At 67.5% G+C, this 21,035-nt stretch carries 19 protein-coding genes; 11 read left to right on the forward strand and 8 right to left on the reverse strand.

From position 1 onward, the window contains the following. Positions 1-11 precede the first annotated feature (11 nt). Positions 12-707, forward strand: coding sequence for a VOC family protein (locus ACXIZN_RS05170; protein ID WP_457952817.1), 696 nt, complete (start codon positions 12-14; stop codon positions 705-707). Between the two features lie 19 nt (positions 708-726). Beyond that, positions 727-2,040 carry an MFS transporter gene (locus tag ACXIZN_RS05175; RefSeq protein ID WP_457952818.1) on the forward strand — a complete coding sequence of 438 codons (1,314 nt, stop codon included), beginning with the start codon at positions 727-729 and terminating at the stop codon, positions 2,038-2,040. Positions 2,041-2,665: 625 nt separating this feature from the next. Here ACXIZN_RS05175 and ACXIZN_RS05180 read toward each other — a convergent pair. From ACXIZN_RS05180 to ACXIZN_RS05190, 3 genes are all read right to left on the reverse strand, one after another. Beyond that, a complete protein-coding gene (locus tag ACXIZN_RS05180; RefSeq protein ID WP_457952819.1) occupies positions 2,666-3,175 on the reverse strand; it encodes a GNAT family N-acetyltransferase in 510 nt (169 codons plus the stop codon). A gap of 552 nt (positions 3,176-3,727) precedes the next feature. Further along, a complete protein-coding gene (locus ACXIZN_RS05185; RefSeq protein WP_457952820.1) occupies positions 3,728-8,569 on the reverse strand; it encodes an RHS repeat-associated core domain-containing protein in 4,842 nt (1,613 codons plus the stop codon). 270 nt (positions 8,570-8,839) lie between these two features. After that, positions 8,840-9,733, reverse strand: coding sequence for a LysR family transcriptional regulator (locus ACXIZN_RS05190; RefSeq protein ID WP_457952822.1), 894 nt, complete (start codon positions 9,731-9,733; stop codon positions 8,840-8,842). Positions 9,734-9,875: 142 nt separating this feature from the next. Between ACXIZN_RS05190 and ACXIZN_RS05195 the strand changes: the two genes are divergently transcribed. Further along, a complete protein-coding gene (locus ACXIZN_RS05195; RefSeq protein ID WP_457952823.1) occupies positions 9,876-11,000 on the forward strand; it encodes an MFS transporter in 1,125 nt (374 codons plus the stop codon). Between the two features lie 63 nt (positions 11,001-11,063). Here ACXIZN_RS05195 and ACXIZN_RS05200 read toward each other — a convergent pair whose 3' ends face one another. From ACXIZN_RS05200 to ACXIZN_RS05215, 4 genes are all read right to left on the reverse strand, one after another. Further along, entirely contained in the window at positions 11,064-11,573 is a 510-nt protein-coding gene (locus ACXIZN_RS05200) for a hypothetical protein (RefSeq protein ID WP_457952824.1), read from the reverse strand. 105 nt (positions 11,574-11,678) lie between these two features. Beyond that, positions 11,679-11,834: a hypothetical protein gene (locus tag ACXIZN_RS05205; protein ID WP_457952825.1), complete on the reverse strand. Its 156-nt coding sequence runs from the start codon at positions 11,832-11,834 to the stop codon at positions 11,679-11,681. Between the two features lie 857 nt (positions 11,835-12,691). Next, positions 12,692-13,000: a hypothetical protein gene (locus ACXIZN_RS05210; protein WP_457952826.1), complete on the reverse strand. Its 309-nt coding sequence runs from the start codon at positions 12,998-13,000 to the stop codon at positions 12,692-12,694. 973 nt (positions 13,001-13,973) lie between these two features. Further along, a complete protein-coding gene (locus ACXIZN_RS05215) occupies positions 13,974-14,369 on the reverse strand; it encodes a RidA family protein (RefSeq protein ID WP_457952827.1) in 396 nt (131 codons plus the stop codon). Positions 14,370-14,750: 381 nt separating this feature from the next. Here ACXIZN_RS05215 and ACXIZN_RS05220 point away from each other — a divergent pair, with 381 nt between their 5' ends. From ACXIZN_RS05220 to ACXIZN_RS05235, 4 genes are read left to right on the forward strand one after another with little or no spacing between them, the layout of a single operon-like run. Then, positions 14,751-15,647, forward strand: coding sequence for a universal stress protein (locus ACXIZN_RS05220; protein ID WP_457952829.1), 897 nt, complete (start codon positions 14,751-14,753; stop codon positions 15,645-15,647). Between the two features lie 5 nt (positions 15,648-15,652). Beyond that, positions 15,653-15,955 carry a CBS domain-containing protein gene (locus tag ACXIZN_RS05225; protein ID WP_457952830.1) on the forward strand — a complete coding sequence of 101 codons (303 nt, stop codon included), beginning with the start codon at positions 15,653-15,655 and terminating at the stop codon, positions 15,953-15,955. A gap of 18 nt (positions 15,956-15,973) precedes the next feature. Continuing rightward, positions 15,974-16,195, forward strand: coding sequence for a hypothetical protein (locus tag ACXIZN_RS05230; RefSeq protein ID WP_457952831.1), 222 nt, complete (start codon positions 15,974-15,976; stop codon positions 16,193-16,195). After that, positions 16,192-17,091, forward strand: coding sequence for a universal stress protein (locus tag ACXIZN_RS05235; RefSeq protein WP_457952832.1), 900 nt, complete (start codon positions 16,192-16,194; stop codon positions 17,089-17,091). Before ACXIZN_RS05230 ends, ACXIZN_RS05235 begins: the two co-directional genes overlap by 4 nt. Before the next feature lie 224 nt (positions 17,092-17,315). On the opposite strand, the gene ACXIZN_RS05240 is transcribed toward ACXIZN_RS05235, so the two are convergent. Further along, entirely contained in the window at positions 17,316-17,651 is a 336-nt protein-coding gene (locus tag ACXIZN_RS05240) for a CBS domain-containing protein (RefSeq protein ID WP_457952834.1), read from the reverse strand. Between the two features lie 91 nt (positions 17,652-17,742). Between ACXIZN_RS05240 and ACXIZN_RS05245 the strand changes: the two genes are divergently transcribed. From ACXIZN_RS05245 to ACXIZN_RS05260, 4 genes are all read left to right on the forward strand, one after another. Beyond that, complete coding sequence (locus ACXIZN_RS05245; protein WP_457952835.1) at positions 17,743-18,321, forward strand: TetR/AcrR family transcriptional regulator; 579 nt, start codon at positions 17,743-17,745, stop codon at positions 18,319-18,321. Beyond that, complete coding sequence (locus tag ACXIZN_RS05250) at positions 18,318-18,992, forward strand: maleylpyruvate isomerase family mycothiol-dependent enzyme (protein WP_457952837.1); 675 nt, start codon at positions 18,318-18,320, stop codon at positions 18,990-18,992. Before ACXIZN_RS05245 ends, ACXIZN_RS05250 begins: the two co-directional genes overlap by 4 nt. Positions 18,993-19,011: 19 nt before the next feature. Further along, positions 19,012-19,308, forward strand: a complete 297-nt coding sequence (locus tag ACXIZN_RS05255) for a YkvA family protein (protein ID WP_457952838.1) — start codon at positions 19,012-19,014, stop codon at positions 19,306-19,308. 863 nt (positions 19,309-20,171) lie between these two features. Continuing rightward, positions 20,172-20,684, forward strand: coding sequence for an FBP domain-containing protein (locus ACXIZN_RS05260; RefSeq protein ID WP_457952839.1), 513 nt, complete (start codon positions 20,172-20,174; stop codon positions 20,682-20,684). Positions 20,685-21,035 lie beyond the last annotated feature (351 nt).

The raw sequence follows: 21,035 nt of genomic DNA on the forward strand, positions 1-21,035 counted from the left end.
AGGAGCACGCCGTGATCAGACTGGACCACATAGCCGTCTGGTCGGACAACCTCTACCGGACCACCGCCGACCTCAGCCGGGCCACTGGACTCGGTAGCGCCGACGGCGGCTACTTTCCCGGACTGGGACTCGGCCAGAAGGTGCTTTCCCTCGGCGGTTACGTCTACATCGAGGTCGAGAGCATCGTCGAACACCGGATGATCACCAGGCGTTCCCCGATGGCGCTGGAGCTGGAACGCCAGACCGCGAACGGGGACTGCTTCGCCGGGCTGTGCCTGCGCAGCGACGACCTCGACGAGATCGCCGCCTTCGCCCGGCACCACGGGATCGCGCCGACGGAAGACATCGATGGCGGGAAGGTCCGGATGGTCCCGGCGCAGGGGACCGCACCGTCGGTGCACGCACCGGACTTCCGGAACTCGTGGCGGCTGGGCAAACCCAACATCTACCACGTCCCCGATCTGACGGCGCACTCCAGCCTGCTCCCGTGCCAGCCCGGCACCGGCGACGTGCGGGGCACCGGCGTCGTCTCGATCGAGATCGGCGGTACCGAGGCGGGCCTCCGGTCCTGGCTCGGCGAGGTCGCCGAGCCCACGGACCTGGGAGTAGAGATCACCTACAACGGCGGCCCGGACGGGTTGTACGCGGTCGCCTTCGACTCCACGGATGGTCCCCGCACCATCCGCCTCGATCCCATCACCCTCTGATCCCCCGCAGGAGCCACGAATGTCCACGATCGTTTCCGGCACGACCGCGGTGGAGAGAACCAGGAACGCGCGCCGCGCCGCGATTTCCGGGTTCTTCGGCAGCGCGTTGGAGTACTACGACTTCCTGATCTACGGCTCGGCCGCGGCCCTGGTCTTCACCAAGGTCTTCTTCCCGGACAGCGGTGCGGCGGGCACGCTGCTGTCGATCGGCACGTTCGGCGTCGCCTACATCGCGCGGCCCTTCGGCGCCGTGCTGTGGGGACACGTCGGCGACAAGCTGGGGCGACGGACGGCGCTGGTCCTCACGATCGGGTTGATGGGCGTCGCCACCTTCGCGATCGGATTGCTGCCGTCGTACGCGACGATCGGTGTCGCGGCGCCGATCCTGCTGGTCCTGCTCCGGCTGGTGCAGGGGCTCTCGGCGGGCGGGGAGTCACCGGGATCGAGTTCACTGACCGTGGAACACGCGCCGGACGGCAAGCGCGCGTACTACGCCGGCTTCTCCATGAGCGGGATGCAACTGGGGATGGCGCTGGGCAGCCTCGTGTTCGTGCCGGTCGCCGCCCTGCCCCAGGAACAGTTGCTGTCCTGGGGCTGGAGGCTGCCGTTCCTGCTCAGCGGGCCGTTGACGCTCATCGCGTATCTGCTCCGGCGCAAGCTCGAGGAACCGAACGTGTTCACCGGGATGCGGCAGCGTGACGAGCGCGCCTCATTGCCCATCGCGACCCTCCTGCGTGAGCACTGGGCGACCACCCTGCGGGTGGCGGTCTGCAGCGGGATCAACGTCGTCGGCACGATCTTCAACGTCTTCGCCCTGACCTACGCGACCGGCGCGGCGGACGTGCCCAAGCCGGTGATGCTTGCCGTGGTGTCGCTGGGAAACCTCGGCGCTGTGGTGATGGCGCCGCTGGCCGGCCGGCTGTCGGACCGGATCGGGCGGAAGCCGGTGTTCGTGCTCGGCGCGCTCGGCTCCAGCCTGTCCCTGTTCGTGTTGTTCAGCGCGATCGACGCCGGAAACATCACGCTCGTGTTCGTCGCCGGAGTCGTCGGGATCAGCGTCTTCTACATCATGCCGGTCGGGGTGGGCGCCGCTTACTATCCGGAGCAGTTCCCGGCCCAGGTCCGCTACACCGGAATGGCGGTGGGCCTGATGCTCGGACTGCTGGCGTCCGGTTTCGCCCCGGCTCTCGCACAAGCGATCAGCACGGGATCGAGCACCTGGCTCCCTTCGGTCTGGATCTGCGTCGGAATCGCCGTCCTGGCGTCGATCGCCGCGCTAGCCGGACCCGAGACCCACCGGACCCCCACGGCCCACCTCGGCCGGCGCCGTTGAGTGCAGGCTTGCCCCACGCCGTCGTCCGCTGGCGAGTTGGCGATGACCTGCCCGGATCGGTCTACTTCACGGTGTTGATTCGCTGCGACCTTCCTGAGTACGGCTCGACGACGGACTCAGGAGGCTTTCGGCCTCTATCGGCCCTGGCCCCGCAGCCCATGGTGGACTTCCTGACCGGACCTGAACCCGTTGACCTTTCGGCCTTGCAGTCAAGAACCGATGAGCTTGACAGCCGGCGAGTCTCATAGGTTTACAATGACTGTGAAATTCGAGTTTTTGGGGCGGTGGCAAAGCCAGGAATTTATCGCTCCACCGAGCGAGACTCGGCACCTCGTGTGGCAGCGATACGTCCGTTCGCAACAATTAGCGGAGGACAACATCGGCAATCCCGACCTGTGCTTTCTTCGGCTGGAATACTGGGCCCGTGACCTTGGGGTCGACGTGCGGAATACGTTCCGCTTCAGAAGTGTCGCCGCGCCTATATGAACGAATGGAATCGGCTAAGCCGAGCAGTCATTAGGCCGGTGGTTGAGGTCATTCCGCGGCCGCGGAACGACCTCAACCACCGGCCTAATGAATCAGTGAGCCTCTTCAAACCTCACTCTGAACAGGTTGGGAGGAGTGCTCATGGCGTTCCGGGACGATGCTGTGAGCGGAGCAGACCGTAGACGAGCACATCGACATACTCGCCGTGTTGGAAGGACCTGCCGCGCATGACCCCTTCCCGGCGGAACCCGAGGCGTTCGAGGGCTTTCTGCTCGCCGAGGTTACCGCCATTGGTGAGGGCTTCGATTCTGTTCGCGGTCGTGCGGCCGAACAGGTAGTCCACGAGCAGCCTCTGCGCCACCGTGCCCACCCCCTGTCCACGATGCTCGGGTAGCACCCCCACGCCGATCTCGTAGGTGACACCCGAGGGGAAGCCGCGGGGCTTCCAGGAGACGATGCCGATAGCCGTGTCGTCGGCCCGCGCGATCGCGACCGCCGCGGACTCGGCGGAGATATACCCGTCGATCTCCCATCGCTTGCGGCGTGCCCTCGGATCACCGAATCCGGGCCACTCGAACTCGCCGAGCGCATCGGGATCCGTGCAGAGGCGGTCGAGAAAGGCGAGGTCGGCCTCGGTGAACGCCCTCAAGTGGACTTTGTCCGGGCGGTTCGCTGGAGTCATGAAGGCCAGTATCGCTGTCCGGCCCCTTCTATTTCCAGGTCTTGATCGCCCGGCAACCGCTGACCCACGACTACGTCGACCGCGTGATCGAGGCGGTCTTCGCCGGGATCGGATCGAAGCCTCCCGCGACTGCCGGCGGCTAGGCCACGGCGTCGTCGCCGGTGGCGTCAACGCCAGGCGCGCTGCTTGCCGCTCGAGGTCTACGTACGCCTGTGGGGCCCGCGGACGCGTCATCTGGTGCACCGGCTTCCGCCCAGCGCCGGGCCACCTCGCTCCGTTGCGGTTGCGTACCACCGCGGCCGCATCCCACCGAAGGCACCCTCGGGTCCCGCCTCGGCCACGCTGATCGGTGCCGGTACGACCGCGCGTGCCCCGGTCGCCGACATCAAGGCCGTGCTGGACACCGACGGCGTCGCCAAGATCGACCAGACACGAACGGCGAGAACCCACAGCGACTGTGCCGGTTCACGTTCGGCTTCCAGACCGCACAGCGGAGCCGGTGACCAGCCGGCGGCGAGGTCAGAGCCCGTGCTTCTTCGCGATGTCCTTGCCGTGCGGTGTCCACCAGTCGACTTTCGGGTCCCCGCCCTTGGGGACGTCCGGATTGCAGTGGTAGGTCGTGACCCAGTTGCCACCGCCGTTTCCGTCCGGTTTCCAGTGGGAGGTCATGTCGTACTGGACACCATCGGGTTTCGCGGCCTTGTCGTACTGGATCGACTTCCGGTTGCCGTCGTAGCTTTCGCGGTCCGCTTTGGCCGAGTCGTAGTCGGCTTGTGCCTTGTCACGATCGGCCTGGGCCTGTTTGTACTCTTTGTTGAGTTGTTTTCCCTCTTCGATGAGCGCGGGCCTGTCCTGCTCCGGGGCGTTCTTGACGGCCGCCTTCTTCGCATGGAGTTCCGACTCGAGTTCGTCGACCCTGTCTTGCCTCGAGTCGAGATCCTTCTTCTTCGAGTCGATGCCTTGGTCGATCGAGCCAGGGTTCTTGCCTTCGGTGCCGTGCTTGGCGTGCTGGGGGTCGTTCGAGTACTTCGCGACCTCCTTGGAGAAATACTCCTTGTGCCACTTGTCGTCGACGGTGGGCGGGAACTTCGTCCCGGAGCCGCCGGTGTACTTCATGCCGAAGCTCGTATTGCCCGCCTGGTGCTTGCCCTGGTGTGAATCGACCTGCACCTCGACGCCGTCGTGCTTGCCGAACGAGTGCGTGTCGCCCTTGCCGGAGGAACCGCTGGTTTGCGTGTTCTCGTTCTTGCCCTTGCCCTTGCCGCCACCGGGGATGTTGCCCGCGTTGTCGCCGCCACCGGGCTGGTCGTTCGTCTTCTTCCCCTTGCCCTTGCCCTTCTTGTCGCACACGAGACCCAGCGGGTCGCGGTACGCCAACGGGTTGTCGACGTAGGCCGCCGGGTTCGGAGCCGGACCGAGCCCGAGCGGGTCCTGGCTCAGGTAACGGCCGGTCGACGGGTCGTAGTAACGGAAGACGTTGTAATGAAGCCCCGATTCAGCGTCGGCGTACTGTCCAGGGAACCGGAGCGGAGTCGCGGCCTGATCGGCCTCCCGGCCCCAGAGACCCGCGTTCCCGCGCCACACCGGCGATCCCGTCGCGTCGACGAGCTCGGTCGGCCTGCCGATCAGGTCGGTGACGATCGCGAAGAACCGCTCGTGCAGCGTCGCCGACCGTTCGAGCTGGACGACCGGCCGGTCGTCATCGGGATGGTAGGCCCAGATCGTGACGCGCCGGTTGCCCGCCACGTCCACGTGGACCTGCTCCACCAGCAGCGCGCCGCTCCAAGTGAACTCGTAGGACTCGGCGACCACGAGTGCCCCCGTGGCCGAGGTGACCACACGCTGCTTGGCGATCCGGCGGCCGATCGGGTCGTACCGGTACCGCCACTGGTCGCCTTCGGGGGTCACGACCGCGAGCAGCCGGTCCTGGCCGTCCCAACGGTATTGCCAGACCCGGCCGCCCTCGTTCCGGGTGATCACCCGGCCCTGGAGGTCGTGCTCGAAGAAGACGGCGCCCGCGGAGATCAGCCGGTTGTTCACGTAGCGGCGCGGGCCCGCACTCGGCACGAAGCCGGCTTCACGGGTCTCCAGCACGTTTCCGTTCGCGTCGTACCGGAAGATCTCGGTGCCGGCGGCGCTATGCGTCTCGACCACCCGTCCGGTGGCGTCGAGCACGAGCCGGGTCTGCCCGGCCACGTCGTCGTCGATCCTGGTGAGCAGCCCGTCCTGCCGGTAGGTGAACCGGCGGTGCCGCGGCGGCATCCCCGCGGCGAGCACCGACTGGCCCGCCAGGTTCTCGTCGATGTCGAAGACCTGCGTGAGCGTGGCGCCACCATCGACGGTGCGGGCGACCTCCCGGCCGCCGGTGTCGTGTTCGAAGCGCACGGTGTGGCCGGCGATGACGAGCGACACGGGCCGTCCGCTCCCGTCGAACCTCCACACACTGTCCACTCCGGACGGTGCGCGCCACCGCACGGTGCCGTCGGCCTCGTGGGCGCAGGTCAAGGTTCTGCCGTCCACGGATTCGCTGAGCACATTGCCTTCGCCGTCGTAGACGACACGGAGTTCCACGTCGGCCATGACAGCGGCGGTCATCCTGCCGACCGCGTCGTAGGTGAACCTGGTCGTCCCGGCGGGGGAGCGGCGTTCGACGACGTTGCCGAGTACGTCGTGGACGTACTCGGTCGTCTCGCCCGCTCCGTTCGACGACCGGACGAGCCGCCCGGCCGCATCGTAGCCGAACCGGAGCGTGCGTCCGTCGAAGTCCGTCTGCTCGATCAGCCGTCCGGCCGGGTCGTAGCGGTAGGTCCAAGTCTGCCCGAGCGGGTTGGTGACCGTGAGGGGGCGCAGCTCGGTGTCGTAGGTGTGGTTCGTCCTGGCACCCGACGGGTCGATCGTCGCGGTCACCAGATTGAACGGGCCGTATTCCGTCCTTTCGGTCAGCCCCGCGCCGTTGACGTGTTCGACCTCGTTGCCCTCCGCGTCGTAGGCGCGTGTCTCGTGCACCCCGGAGGGCCGCACCCGTAACCGTTCGTGGCCGTCGACCGTCCAGCCGAGCGCGACGTTCCGCCCGGACCGGTTGAGCACCGAACGCGGTCGCCCGAACATGTCCCGGTCCGTCGGTGTCGGGTCCTCTTCGTCTCGCGTCCAGGCGGCTTGCTCGGAAGTCAGCGGTTTCGCGACGCCGAGCATCTCGGTGAACGGGTCCGGCGCCTCGTCCCGCGGGTAGAAGCGGGAAAGCACGGTGCCATCGGCCGCGTCGGTCTCGATGGTCAGCCCGGCGGCATCCTCCGTGACACGCAGCACCGAGCCGTCGGGCCGCGTCACGGATTCGAGCCCGCCTCGCTCGTCGTAGGCGAACGAGGTCGTGCGCCCGAGCGGGTCGGTACGGGAGAGCAGCTGGTCGTGGCGGTCCCATGTGGACAGTGTGGCGTTGCCGAGCGGGTCGACGGCGCGGACGACCTGGCCTTGTTCGTTCAACTGGTATTCGCTGGTGTGACCCAGGGAATCGGTGTAGGTGTTGACCCGCCGCACGCGGTCGTAGGCGAAGGTGCTGTCGTGGAACCCCTGGTCTCCAATGCTGCGTATGCAGCGTCCCTCAGCGTCGTAGACGTAGCGGTACCAGACCCCGTTCCGATCCCGCCAGCCGGTGATCCGGCCGTCGGCGTCGTAGCTGTACAGATAAGGCGCCCCGGAAGAATTGACCACCTGGGTCAGGCGGCCCCGCTCGTCGTAGCCGAATCGCCGGACCTGTACCTCGGCGAGCTGTCCGGGATCGAGGACCCGGATCGCCGTGATCCGGCCGACGCCGGTCTCCAGCGCCACCTGGTAGCCGGCCGAGTGCCTCATCAGCCGGGGCGCCCCGAGCGGGTCGTAGTCGATGTCGACGCGTTCGCCGCCGGACGCGGTGATCGCCCGCAGCGCGAGTTCGGTGCGGCCTTGGTCGCCAAGGGAGCCGAAGTGCAGTCGCCGGTCCCGGACGGGGTCGGTCAGGAGATAGCCGTCGCTCCCGGCGTTGGTCAGCAGCAGGCCGGGCCCGTCCACCGGCGGCACCGGCACCCCGGCGTTGGCGTGCGGGTACACCAGGACCATGCCGTCCGCCGCGTAGTAACAGACCCGGTCGCCATCGAGCTCCAGCCGCTGGTCGATCGTGGAGGCCCAACTCGGACCGAACCACTTCCCCGCCCGGTAGGACGAAATATGCGTGCGGTCGAACACCAAGTCGAGTGCCCCGGTCAGCTCCAGATCACGCTCTTCCACGATGACATCGCCGGTGGCTATGTCGACCGGGTCGCCGACACGGGTGCACTTCGACGTGTCACGGGGATTGCCGGGGTTGTTCGATTTGGGGTCGGCTTTCCCTTTCCCTCCGCCATTGCCGCCGGGTGCGCCGTTGCCGTCGTTGCCGGGGCCGCTCCTCGGCGAGCCACCCGGGGCATCCGTCTCGCTCCTCGGTGGCGGGTTGCGGTCGCCGGAGGGGGTGGTGTGCTCGTTGTTGTTCTTCGACGGTCCGGAGTTGTCACTCGAGGCGGAGGTTCCGCCGTCGTGGGAACCGGATTTCGGGGTGTTCTCGATGTCCTTGGGTTTACCGGACGGCTTGACGGCGCCGCCCTTGAGGCCCTTCAAGGCCTTCCCCACGTCGTCGAAGAGCGAGTCGGCGCGTTTCAACAGGGGCATCAGGGCTTTGAGCGCCTTGACCAGTTTGGTGGTGAGCCCGGCGATCTTCGACGCCGTCTTGGCCACCGCGGCGACGACCTGCGGGACCACCCAGGTCAGCCCGATACCGAGGGTGAACACGACCTGCAGTGCCCAGGAGATCAGATGACCGATCAGTTCGGCGATGATGTCGCGGACCAGGGTGCGGACCGCGGCGACCACCTCGCCGGCGGTCTTGACCCCGCTGCCCGCGCCTTCGGAGCCTTTTTGCGCCGCGGTCAGCAGGACGGAGACGTCCTCGGCGCGTTCGCGGTAGGCGTCGGCGGCCTCGCCTTTCCATTCCTGGAGGTCCTTTTTGACCAGATCGGTCAGCTCGACCGAGACGTCGCCGAGCTCTTTGGCGATATTGCTCCAGGTCTGAGCCTGAGCCGCGATCGCATCCGCGTCACCGGTCAGGGCGTTCAAAGCCTCTTTCAGCGGACCGACGTGTTCGATCAGCCAGCCGACCCCTGCCGCGAGGATCGAGCCGAAGGGGTCCATCGCCATCGACAGCGCGTCGAGCGCGGTGCCGACCGCGCCCATCGCGACCGACGCCCAGTCACCGCTCTCGATGGCGGACTTGAGGTCCATCGCACTCTCGGCCAACGGCACACCGGAATACGCCGTCGTCGAATCCTGCACCGGCGCGACCAATGGATTACTCAAACCGACCAACCCCGACAATCAAACCCGGAAACCTCTGTGGAGATCAACGGGGGAAGGATAGTGACGCATCGGGATGCCACGGGTGCCACTGCGCGAACTTGCCCGAACGGATCCTTCCGGCTACCCGAACGTTCCACGAATGCGCGGTATCCGCGTGACGCGCGACACCATTCGATGAGGGCGGCCCGGAAAGGGGGGAGCCGGGAGACGCTTGAGGACGCGGCGTGAGTGACTTTCGGAAAAGCCCGCCAGGCGTGAACAATGTCGAGGTCAGCTTCGAGCCCGGACAGCGATCTCCCCTGCGAAGGCACGCGCGCGGCCGCCGTCGTCCGCATTCCAGACCACGCCGAGCACCGACTCCGGAAGTCCGGTGAGCGGCACGAAGACGACCGAATCCCGCTGTCCTTGGTATTCGGCCGTCGAGCGGCACAGCAGCATGCCGCCCTGGCCCGCCGCGGCGAGACCCATGCCTTCCTGCAGTGTGCCGACGGTCGGTCCGCGCGGTATCCGGCGGCCTCCGGGGGTGGTTTCAGGGGCTTGGGCGTGGCGCCAGTATTCAGGCGCCGGGCCGCGGATCCCGATCAGTGGGCATTCCGCCAGCTCCTCGACGGTGACGGACTCTCTGCGGGCGAACGGATGCCGAGGCGAGACGGCGAGCATCTGCGGTTGACGAGAGAAAACCGGTCCGAGTACGAGATCCGGCTCTTCCACCGGAAGCAGCACCACCGCGGCATCGATCTCCCGACGGCGGAGCGAGCCGAACGGATCGGCCAGGGGGATTTCGGTGAGCTCCACCGCGCAGTCCGGGTGGTGCTTCTCGAAACCGCCGATGGCGTTCGCGAGGTGGTCGTCGATGATGCCCTGGAAACCGATTCGCAGCACGCCGCCGATCCCTCGCGCGGCGGCGCGCGTGTGCTCGACGGCTGCCCGCAGCGCCTCGTAGGCCGGACGCAGCTCCGCGAGGAACTTCTCGCCCAGCGGTGTCAATCCCACCCTGCGGCTCGTGCGCTCGACGAGCGTCGCGCCGATCCGTCCCTCCAGTGAGCGGAGCAGCTGACTGACCCGGCTCTGGGAGACGTACAGGCGTTCGCCTGCCCGGCCGAAGTGCAACTCCTCGGCGAGCACCAGGAACGCCTCCAGCTCACGGATCTCCAGGCCGCTCATCGGGTCTCCTCCATCCCGTGGATCCAGTAATCCCGCTCATAGAAGGATGAGCCATCGGCCGTTGTTCCCGGCAGCGGACGACGGTTGCCTGGAACACATGGCGTTGAAGGAATCCAGACAGAGGAAAAACGGCTGGCCGGCGGTGAGCTCTCTCGCCGGGGCGACCTTCACCGTGGTCACCTCGGAAATGCTGCCGGTGGGTCTGCTGACCCCGATCAGCCGTGACCTGCGGGTCACCGAAGGCGCGGCGGGCCTGACGCTCACGGTCACCGGTCTGGTCGCCGCCGTCTCCGCTCCACTGCTGATCCCGGTGCTCAGGAATCTCGACCGGCGGGCCGTGCTGTTCGCATTGATGGCTCTGCTGGTGGCAGGGAATCTCCTGGCGGCGTGGTCGCCCGGGTTCAGCGTCATGCTGGTCGCCCGGGTCCTCGTCGGGATCGGCATGGGCGGAGTGTGGGCGATCGCGGCGAGCCTGGCCGTGCGGCTGGTTCCACCGCGGTCGGTCGGCTCCGCGACCTCGCTGATCTTCAGCGGAATCGCCGTGGCGTCCGTGCTGGGCGTGCCGGCGGGCACCTACCTCGGGGAATTGGTCGGCTGGCGGGCCGCTTTCCTCGGCGCCGGTGGTCTTTCACTGGTGGTACTGGCCGCGCTGGCGATGTCGCTGCCGCCCCTGCCCGGGGAAGGGGCCGTCCGGCTGGGCGAGATGCTGCGGCTGGCGGGTGTGCCGCGGGTGCGCCTCGGGCTGACCGTGGTGGCGCTGATCGTCATCGGACATTTCGCCGCGTACACCTATGTCCGGCCGGTATTGGAAGAGGTGTCCGGGGTGAGTGCGGGACAGATCGGAACGCTTCTCCTGGTCTACGGGCTCTTCGGGGTCGCGGGCAATTTCGCCTCGGGCGCCGGAGCGGCGCGATCGCCGCGGGCGACCCTGCTGGTGCTCGGGGTGACTTTGTCGGCGACGATGGCGCTGGTTCCGATCCTGGGCCTGACCATGCCGCCGGCGGCGGCGCTGTTGGTGGCCTGGGGCCTGGCGTACGGCGGTGTCTCGGTGGCCTCGCAATCATGGATGCTGGTGGCCGCTCCGGAGGCTCGTGAAGCGGCGTCGGCTCTGTTCGCTGGAGTGTTCAACGCGGCGATCGCGGCTGGGGCACTGGTCGGCGGGCTGGCCACGGACGCGGCCGGGACCACCGCGGTGATGTGGCTCGGTGGGGCCTTCGCGGCCGGGGCGGTGCTGGTTCTCGCTATCGCCGGTGGCCGGACCGCCTAGCCGGCACGACCAGGGAGCCGGTCGACCGTCGTTCACTATGCGCCTTCGGCCTCGGGAAGTCGGTCAGCCATTCGTCGCCCGGTGATCGAGATATTCGATGCTGCATCCGTCCAGTCGCTGTGCGGCGTCCGAGGCGTGGGCCGAGCAGAGCGAGCCCGTCGCCCCGTCGCGATCGGTGGCGATCGCCGCGGCCGGTTCCGTGCAGGGGGTGTGCAGCCGGTCGTAATTCCAGGAGTTGCCGCAGTCCGCGGTGGTGCACCAAGCCCGGTCTCCGAGCGAGTGCAGGGTGACGCCGTGGGTGGGGCAGATGCCCCAGGGAACGTCGCACAGATGGGGATCGCGGGCCACTCGGACGCGGGTCAGGTATGCGGCGGTCCTGGCGATCTCGCCGGTGTAGTCGGCCAGATCGTCCGTGGCTTTGTTCATCGGCTGCGCGAGCCGTTGCAAGTGCCCGTCGCCCGAGGCCTCCAGTCGAGCGGCCATTTCCGCGGTCCGCTCGGCGAGAGCGTCGGCCTCGGCGGCCATGGCCCGTAGTTCGGCCGGGACGGGTTCCGGCGTCGTCGGCTCAGGCATCGTGGTCCTCGCAGGTGCGGTGAACAAGAAGTGTCATGGGGAAAGACCGTGGCCCCGGTCCGGGTCGAACGTGGACCGGGGCCGACGGTTGGAACGTCTGGCGGCTCAGAACCAGTGGGCGCGGCCGCCCACCTTGCGTCCCGTGCCGCCGAGAATCGCGAGAACCACGCCCACGACGGCGAGAACGGCGCCGATGGTGGTCAGCACGGGAATGTCGACGACCAGGCCGATCACGAGAATGATGACTCCGAGCACGATCATGGTGACTCACTTTCCTGGAGCGGCCGAAACGAATCTTCGGCCACGATGGGGACTGGTCGGTAGTGCCCGCATTGGCGTCCCGGCAAACGCCGATGAGCCGGATTCTTGTTCGTGCGGGGGAATCGAGGCCGCGGTCGTCAGGTTCCACGATTGAAGTCCGCGGCTCGTGGGTAGACCCCTTGAGTCGTCGTGAAGTGCTGCCGGAGGAACGTAGTGTTGTTTCGCAGGAAAGCGATCGTGCCCGTTGGTGATGTCGAGCGGGCGGAGGCCGTTCTGGTCGGTCGGGGTGTCAGCCGTGAGCGGGCTGGTGGCGAGCTGAGGGAGATGGCGCGTCGTCGGCACATTTCGCTGTCACGCTGCGCGGCTTTGGTGGCTTCGACCGGTCAAGTATCGCGGTCGATGTGACTTCGCCTCGGAAGGATGCCGGCAGGCCGCACACTGGAGCAGCGTAGAGTTTGGCTCGGTCAAGCTTTGCTTCCCCGTGTGCGGAGGTATCGGCCCGTTCTTTCGGCACCTGTCAGCGGAATGCTGTGGGAGCTGAGCGCCGACGAGCCTAGCTTGGAGCGGTGTTCCCGTTCGAGTTAGTGGTTTGCGTGCTTGGTCATGATGCTTCTGGCCGCGCGCCATTGTTGCCTCACCGTCGAGTCCGGGCGCATGGACCTCGCGTCCCCCGTGGGCGAGGCGAGAACTACCAGCGATTCGACATCAAGCATTGGCGATCACCGCCGCGAGGCACGTGCTCTGGAACAGCTCGGCAAACGGTTAGGGACGAAGGGGACCTGATGCAGGCCCGCGATCGGCGGCTCGACGACGATGGCCGCGACACGGCTTCGTGGGTCGCGGCCGTCGTCTGCGGCTCAGCGCCGGTAGTGGATCTCACCGTGCAGTGCTGGTGAGGTGGGGCTGCCGCAGCGCTGTTCGAACGTCGCGTCGAGTGCGACGAGTCCGTCGGTGCCACGTTCGATGTGGTCGATGGTGAATGTCGAATAGTCGTCGGCGCAGCCTAGGCCGTTGGAGATGGCCAGGATGTGCGCTCCCTCCGTGTGGCTGTAGGTTCCAGCTCGCAGGGGTCCGGATGGTGCGGTGAAGTCGAGCGCGATGTGGTCGAATCCGTGGTCGGTCTCGGCGTCTACCCGCAGGGTTGTGCCGTTCTCCCGGAATCGCACTTCGTTCTCCGGTGAGGCGGTCCAATGACCGCTTCTGTCGCTGACGGGGTGGGCGCCCCTGTTCAGCGGTGAAGTCGAGGGTCGCGATGGTTTCGGCGGCCGCGGTCGGCGTCAGCGCGGTGGCCAGGCCGGTGGCAATGGCGAGTGTGGTGATGGCACGAGGAAACTTCATGGAACCCCCAGTGTCGGCCGCTCTCGGCGGAGCGGGTCCTTACCGATATTGCCGCTGCTTCTCGCTGCTTGCCACGGGTAGAACTACTCAACCGGGCCGCACGCGACCCGCCGAGGCGGCGCCCGGATGCGGCGTCAGTGCACGTTGATCGAAAGTGCGTACCGCGTCGGTTGAGGGTCCGGGCTGGTCGCAGGCTTGCGCACGACGGCACGGTTGGGACCTTCGTCTGTTTCGGGATGCGCCGGAGCCCGTTGTCTTTGGGCTCTCGTAAGAGTATTCGCCGGGGATTCTCTTCGGTGTGGGTGAGGGCGGGAAGGTCAGGTCAGGCGTGTCTTGCGCCTCGCGGATATGAACCGCGACGTCGTGAACACTGGTTTCTGCGATTCGACGAGGATGTCTCGGCTGGTGTGGCACCCCAGGCGATTGCGATGTAGTTGACCGATGTTTCGCCGAGGAGGTTTCCGTTCGTATCGGTTGCGAGGGTCATCGCGGCAGGTGTCGATGATCGGCTGAGGCGGAGCGGGGCTCGAACGACAGCGAACCGCCGCTGGACGCGGAAAAGGTGATGAAGGCGGTCGCCGCCGACGACCCGTCTGTGCGACTGCCGCTGGACACCATGGTCTACGACACCTGGGGAGGGTGGGAACCTGTGGGTTGTGCCGCCGAGAAAGCCGTCCCAGCATTTCGCTGATCTTTGCGCCGCGTCCTCGCTGAGGACGGCTTCCTCGTCGTCACACGCCACAGAGGGCTGGTCCGATCTCGCTCCTGTCCGGCACAAAGCGTGCCGGGTCGTGCGGAGAACTATGGGCGGACGGCGATGGCGTCCACTTCGAAGAGCATCTCGGGCAGGGCCAGCGCCGCCACGCCGAGGAGCGTCTGCGTGGGTGGCCGTGCACCCCAGATCCGGCCGATGGCCTTGCCGATGGTTTCCAGTTTGGCGGCGTCATGTCCGACGATGTAGGTGCGGAGCTGTACCACGTGGCTGAAGTCGAGCCCCACCTCCGCGAGCGCGATCTTCAAGTTCTCCAACGATTGTTCGACCTGTTCGGCGAAATCGCCGGACGTGACCTGGCCGCTGCCATCGGAGGCGTACTGGCCGGCGATGAAGACGAGTTCCCCGGCCGTGGTTGCGATGTGGCTGTAGCCGAAGCCCACCGGATCGTGCAGTCCGGCCGGATTGATGATCTCGTGCGCCATGTGAACGTCCTCCAACTGGTTCCGTCACGAAAATTTCGAACCTCGAAACCGGCAACCAGCTGCGGGCGCATCGCATTCCCACCGAGGCCTTGAGGTCGGCGATGGTCTGCCCCCCCTGTGGCACACGAACGCCACCGTCAGCCTCCTTGATCAGCCCGGGACCGTGGGCCCGGCACGACGGGACTTCGGTCTCTCCTCCCAGCCATCGCGCTGGTCGAAGCTGGGAAGTGACCAGACGGAAGAGCGAAATGAAGATCCTCGTAGCGGCGGCCGGAGACGTCATCGGCGAGCACGCCGAGGCCCTCAGGTCCACGGCGGTGCGGGCTTGGACGGGCGAAGTCGCCGCCCTCGAGCCCGGTCGGACAAGAGAGGTGAGTGGGCATGTCGAGCGTGGCTGAAGGTGCGGTCGTAGTGGGGATCGACGGTTCGGGCTCGTCCCGGCGGGCCGCGGTGTGGGCGGCGGGTGAGGCCGCGAAGAGAGGGAAGCGGCTTCGGCTGGTCCACGTGTACGTGGTTCCGCCGGTGAGGATGCCCGGGGTGGTGCCGTCGGCCGACGCGATCCGGTCGGCGTTCGAGGCGCAGGGGACGCGATGGCTCGCGGAGGCCCGTGAGGCGGTGGCCGAGCGTTATCCGGACCTGGTCGTGGAAACCGCGGCGCGCGAATGGGCGCCGGTGGCCGCGCTGATCCAGGAGTCGCAGGCGGCGTCCGTGATCGTGCTGGGTTCCCGCGGGCTGGGCGGTTTCACCGGTCTGCTGGTCGGATCGACGGCGGTGGCGTTGGCGCAGCACGGTCATTGCCCGATCGTCGTCGCGCGAGGGAAACGCCCGGAAGACGTTCCACCGGAGGCCGGTCCCGTCGTCGTGGGCACGGACGGTTCCGAGTCGAGTGACGCCGCTTTGGCCTTCGCCTTCGAGGAAGCGTCCCTCCGTGGCACGGATCTGATCGTCGTGAGGGTGTGGAACGAGGTCGCCGAGCACGAGTCGGCCCTGACAGTGAATCCGGACGAGGTCGAGTCCTCGGAGCGGCGAGCGGCCGACGAACAGCTGGCGCCGTGGCCGGCCAAGTTCCCGGAACTGCGCGTGGAGACGGTGATCGCCCGCGGTCGCCCGGTTCGTGTCCTGCTCGGTTTCGGCGAACGCGCCCAGCTGCTGGTCGTCGGGTCGCGAGGTCGTGGCGGGTTCCAGGGGATGTTGCTCGGTTCGACGAGCCAGGCACTCGTCGCGCATTCGGAATGCCCGGTGGCCGTCGTTCGCCCAGCGTTGACCGAAGGCGAGTGAGGAGCATGCGAGCACGGGATTTGATGTCCGCGCCGGTCGTCACGGTGACCCCCGGGACCACGGCCAAGCACGCGGCAGAACTACTGGCGGAGAGGGGTTTCACCGCGTTGCCGGTAGTCGATGAGGACGACCGGCTGATCGGCATCGTGACCGAGGCCGACCTCATCCGGAACCGGTTCCCGCACGACGTCCGCTCGGGCACTGGCCACGAAGCACGGCCGAGGCCGGGACTGACCGTCGCCCGCTGCTCGACGGGCGTATCCGCGCGATGCCCATTGTGGACGGTTCGAAGGTGGTCGGAATCCTGACACGAGGCGACTTCGTGCGTGCCTTCGCCCGATCCGACGAGGCGATCGCCGCGGACGTCCGCCATCACTTGTCGATCTACGGCGGGCCGGGGCCGGTGGACGGTCGAGGCGCACGACGGCGTCGTGCGGGTCGGCGATGCCTACGACAACGACACCGATCGTCATGTGGCCAAGCTGCTGGCCGAGGCGGTTCCCGGTGTCGTGGAAGCGAAAGTGACCTATCAGGAGGACGAAGGATGAACGCGGCCGACCGGAAGATCGTCGTCGGGGTGGACGGGACCGAGCCGGGGCGGGCAGCCGTCCGGTGGGCCGCCGCCGTCGCCGAGGAGCGACTGCTGAAGATGCTCGTCGTGCACGCCCTGCACGTCGACAAGCTGGCCTACGGAGCCGGTTTGGCGGGGCCCACGCCCTGGTACGACGTACTCGCCGACGAGGGCAAACGAGTGCTGGAAGAGGCCGTCGCGCAAGCGCGTTCGGTGGCACCCGGGGTCGAGGTGGACACGCGAATGCCGGCGGATTCCCCGGTCCCCGCCTTGATCGACGCGTCGAAGTCGGCGGCGATGGCGGTCGTCGGCGGCACCGGGAAGGGCTTCTTCGCGGAGATGACGATCGGTTCGACGGCGTCGGCGGTCGTCGCGCACGCTCACTGCCCCGTGGTGGTCATGCGGGGACGGAAGAACACCACCGCGTATCCGGCGGAGGGACCGATCGTGGTGGGAATCGACGGCAGCCCGCTGAGCGAGCGCGCACTGGAAGCCGCCTTCGAAGAAGCCGCGTGGCGGCGGGCCGACCTGGTCGCTGTCCACGCGTGGCGTGACGTCACCTACGACGACTCCTATGGGATGGCCCGGCTCGTCGTGCGGTGGGAGTCGATCGAGGACGAGGAACGACGGCTGCTGGCCCAGCGGCTCGCGGGCTGGCAGGAGAAGTACCCGGACGTCAAGGTCGAGCGGGTCCTCGTCGAGGACCGGCCGCGGCATGCCCTGCTGGAGTGGAGCGCCAAGGCGCAGCTGGTGGTCGTGGGAAGCCGGGGGCGGGGCGGGTTCACCGGGCAGTTGCTCGGTTCGACCAGCCAGGCGCTCGCGCACCACGCGGAGTGCCCGGTGATGGTGGTCCGGCCGGAGAAGCCGCGGTGACCGTTCTCCGTGCTCCCGCGGTGCCGACTTCCGCCTGATTGTCCGAAGCGGACGCTCAGTGGCGGGCGGCGAACCACCTCGCCGCCCGCCGGCTCTACCTGATGGACAATCCGCTGTTGCCGGGGCTCGGGTTCATGCCGGGGCGGGGGGGGGGGGGCCCCCCCCCCCCCCCCCCCCCCCCCGGCTCTACCTGATGGACAATCCGCTGTTGCCGGGGCTCGTGTTCATGCCTGGCTCCTTCGTGCGGAGAGCCCGGCACGGAGAAGATCCTGCCAGGAAATGACGCCGATCACGCGGCCGTGTTCGACGACCGGGACGGAGCGGAGCCGTCGCTCCAGCATTTTCGCCGCCAGGTCGGTCAAGTCGCCGTCGGGATGGGCACCGGCTGCCGGTCGCCGCATCAGCGCGCTCACTTTGGTGTGCCCGCTGAGCATGACCCCGCTGTCTGGGTCGTGGTCGTGGAGATGACTCGCCCGGACCAGATCCTCTTCGGCCAGCACTCCGAGCAGTTCGCCGGTGCCCCCGAGTCCTTGCCGTGCGGTCGACGAAGTCCTCGGCAACGGCTTCTAAGCCCTCGGCAGAAAGTTACTACGATAGTAGTCCCGAACACTACTATTGCAGTGACTTCTACTGCGGGAGTAGTTTGTGGCGGTGTCCGCACGACGTGACGAACTCCTCGACGCCGCGATCTCGGTCCTTGGCGAGCGTGGCATCCACGGTCTGACCCACCGCGCCATCGACGCCGCCGCCGGGCTGCCCACCGGCTCGGCCTCCAATCACTTCCGCACCCGGGACGCCTTGCTCAACGCGGTCGTGGAACGCACGTCCCACCGGGAGCGGGCGAGCTGGGAAGCCCTCGCGACGACGTACTACCCGGTCACCCCGCAGGAGCTGGCGCAGGCGATGGCCGGGCTCGCCCGGGAGGCGACCGGCCCGAACCGGACGCTGACCCTGGCCCGGTACGCGATCCTCGTCGAGGCCGGCATCCACCCCACGCTGCGGCCACAGCTGCTGGCCACCGGCGCCCGGGTCAACTCCTGGTTCATGAACTGGCTGCGCGCCGCCGGCTCCACCGATCCCGATCGGGACGCGCCCATCATCGCCAACCACTGGACCGGGATCGTGCTGCACGAGCTGGCCATCCCGGACCCGGCGTTCGACCCCTACCCGCAGATCGCGGCGCTCGTGACGAGCGTCGTCCGCCCCCGCACCGAGGAGGTCCCGATATGACCGGCAAGCGACCGGCGCCGGACCGCGACGCGATCTGGCGGGTCATCGCCGCCCAGCGGACCAGCCTGGCGGACCTGCTCGACGACCTGTCCGACGACCAGTGGCGCCGGCCGTCGCTGTGCGACGGCTGGACCGTTCGCGAGGTCGCCGCGCACTTGACGTTGCAGCAGCTCGGCCTCCGCGACCTGATCGCGACGATGGCCCACTGGCGCGGCAACATGGACCGGACCATCCAGGACGCGGCCCGCCGGCGCGCCGCGGAACTGCCGCCCGCCCGGATCACCGCCGAGATCCGCGCGACGGCCGGCTCGCGGCGGCACACCCTCGGCGTCACCTACCTGGAAACGCTCGCCGACATCCTCATCCACGCCCAGGACATCGCCATCCCCCTCGGCCTCCGCCACGAGATGCCGCCGGACGCGGCGGCCGTCGCCGCGGACCGGGTGCTGTCCATGCGCTGGCCGCCTCCCCTTCCGGCGGCGCGCAAGGTGGCCGGGTTCCGGCTGACCGCCACCGACATCTCCTGGTCCACCGGCGCGGGTCCGGAGGTCCGCGGCCCGATGAGCGCGCTGCTGCTGGTCTGCGCCGGCCGCCTGGCCGCTCTCCCTCGCCTGTCCGGAGACGGCGCCGTCGATTTCGCGGCCCGCCTTTCGGCATCCGCCTCGGCGTGACCTGATGAGAGAGGATCACATGGAGTCTCTGTGGACGACACTCGGCGTCGTGGCCGTGGTGGTGGTCATCGTCCTCGTCTTGGTCGCGCTGTTCCTTGTGGTCAAACTGGTGCGGAAGCATCGTCAGGTCCATCAGCCGGGCACGCCGGTGCCGACCAAGGTCGCCTACTGGGTTTCCCTGGCCTACACGGTGTTCCCGTTCGACTTGTTGCCTGACCCGGTGTACTTCGACGACATCGTGGTCCTGGCCGGCGGCCTGGTCTACGTCAGCAGGTCGCTTACGAGGAAGGCGCGCGACGACCGCCGGGCGGGGTGAATTGCCGCTGTGCTCGACCAGAACCCTCTCGTCGGCGGCACTCTCGGGGCCGTGACCAATGACGGCGGGGTTGATGCGCCTGAGTGAGGCTGCCACTGACTGCAGACGACCCGGTCGTTGCCGGTCGGCGAGTTCGTCTTCGAGTCGTGGTGGAGAGACGCCGCATGTCGCGAAGATGGCGGTTCCGCGCAAATTTCCACGAGCGCGGAGGTTGTACGTCGATATTGACTGCTGCGGTACACTGCCTGAAGTCTCCTCGTATGAGCCGGGTCGGTCTGGTGCGGTCGCGTCAGGCAATTGCGAACCATGGCTCTATGTCGGGCGACGTGGTGTACGAGACTCAGGTGGAAAGTGGTGAATTATGTCCCGGACAGCCGTCAAGTCGCGTCACGATCGTGTGAGTCGCTTGGGGCGGTGATCCGTACAGAGGCATGAGATTCGGCTATCGTTCGGTTCTGTTCATCTCACCGGACCGAGAAGCCGCATGTCCTGATGGGACTTTCCACGTGTGCCAATTCTTGGCCGACGTGTACAGCTCTCGGCGTTTATGCGCGTTCGTGTGAACGCATGCCGCTGAATCGTTCGCGAGGGCATTTCCAGGTTATCCGGAGTGCTGTCACTCTTGCGTCCGTGTCGAATGGTGACGGCGTGTCGAGTCGCGGATTTATGACGGCCCGTGTGTCGAGGCCGCACGGTGGTCGATAACCCGTTTCCCGAAAATGTCGTGTTCCGGTATGCCGACGCCGTGACGGTTTCCTGCGCCCGTCCCGAGGGGGCTTCGTCATCGAAAGCCGATGCGCTCGGGGCCAATGACCTATACCAATACTCCTGCACCTCTGGTGCGATCTTGCGAGGAGAACGCCATGCGTCCCATGACCCGAGACGAGGTGCGCGGTGCGATCGTGAACCTGGAACCAGCCGAGAAGAGGGTTCGGCTACCGGCCTGGTTCGACGACGTGTCCTGGCACGAGATCGACTACCTCGGATGGCGAGACCTGCGCGCCCCGAAACGGGCTTATCTTGTCACCGCGACCGATGATCAGGCTTTCGGCGTGCTTCTGCGCCAGGCCCCGAATCACGCGTTTCTCGCGTCGCGCGCGATGATGTGCGACCTGTGCCGGTCCAGTCGCCGGTTCAACGAGGTTTCGCTCTTCACCGCTCAACGCTCGTCCCGGGACAAGCGTCGACGGCTCAGCGCCCGCGGTCTTCACTTGTGCACTGATCTCGATTGCATGGCGATTATTCGCAGCAAGCCGGTGCGCCGACCCATCGACTCGTCGGTCGAGGACGCCATCAAGGAGCGCAGTGAGGGTCTGCGTTCGCGCATGATCGCGTTCATTCGATCGGTAGCCGAGGTCGAGCCGACCACGCTGTAAGGCCTTCGACGAGCGTCCGGTACCGGTACCGACTCGCAGGCGTGCTGGTACCGGGCGCTGAGTCTTGCCCCGATTGCTCGCCGATTGTGCCGACTCGGCGCTTCGTGGCTCGCACAAGCACCGCCTGCTCAGGGGTGGCGTCGAAATGTGAATCTCCGACGCGCTTGCGGCGCAACGGTTTCGCACTGTCGATATAGGACTGATCGCGGTCCGGGCAGACGACCTCGATCGTCGGGTGCCGTGTCAGCCGGCCGCCACAGCTCGGCTTCCCGGTCCGGCGGCAAGTCCGGTGGCCTGCGGGTTCGCATATCGATTACCGCGGTTCCACCGCTACCGGGGTCGGGGCAGCGT

Source organism: Amycolatopsis sp. TRM77291, assembly GCF_054166285.1.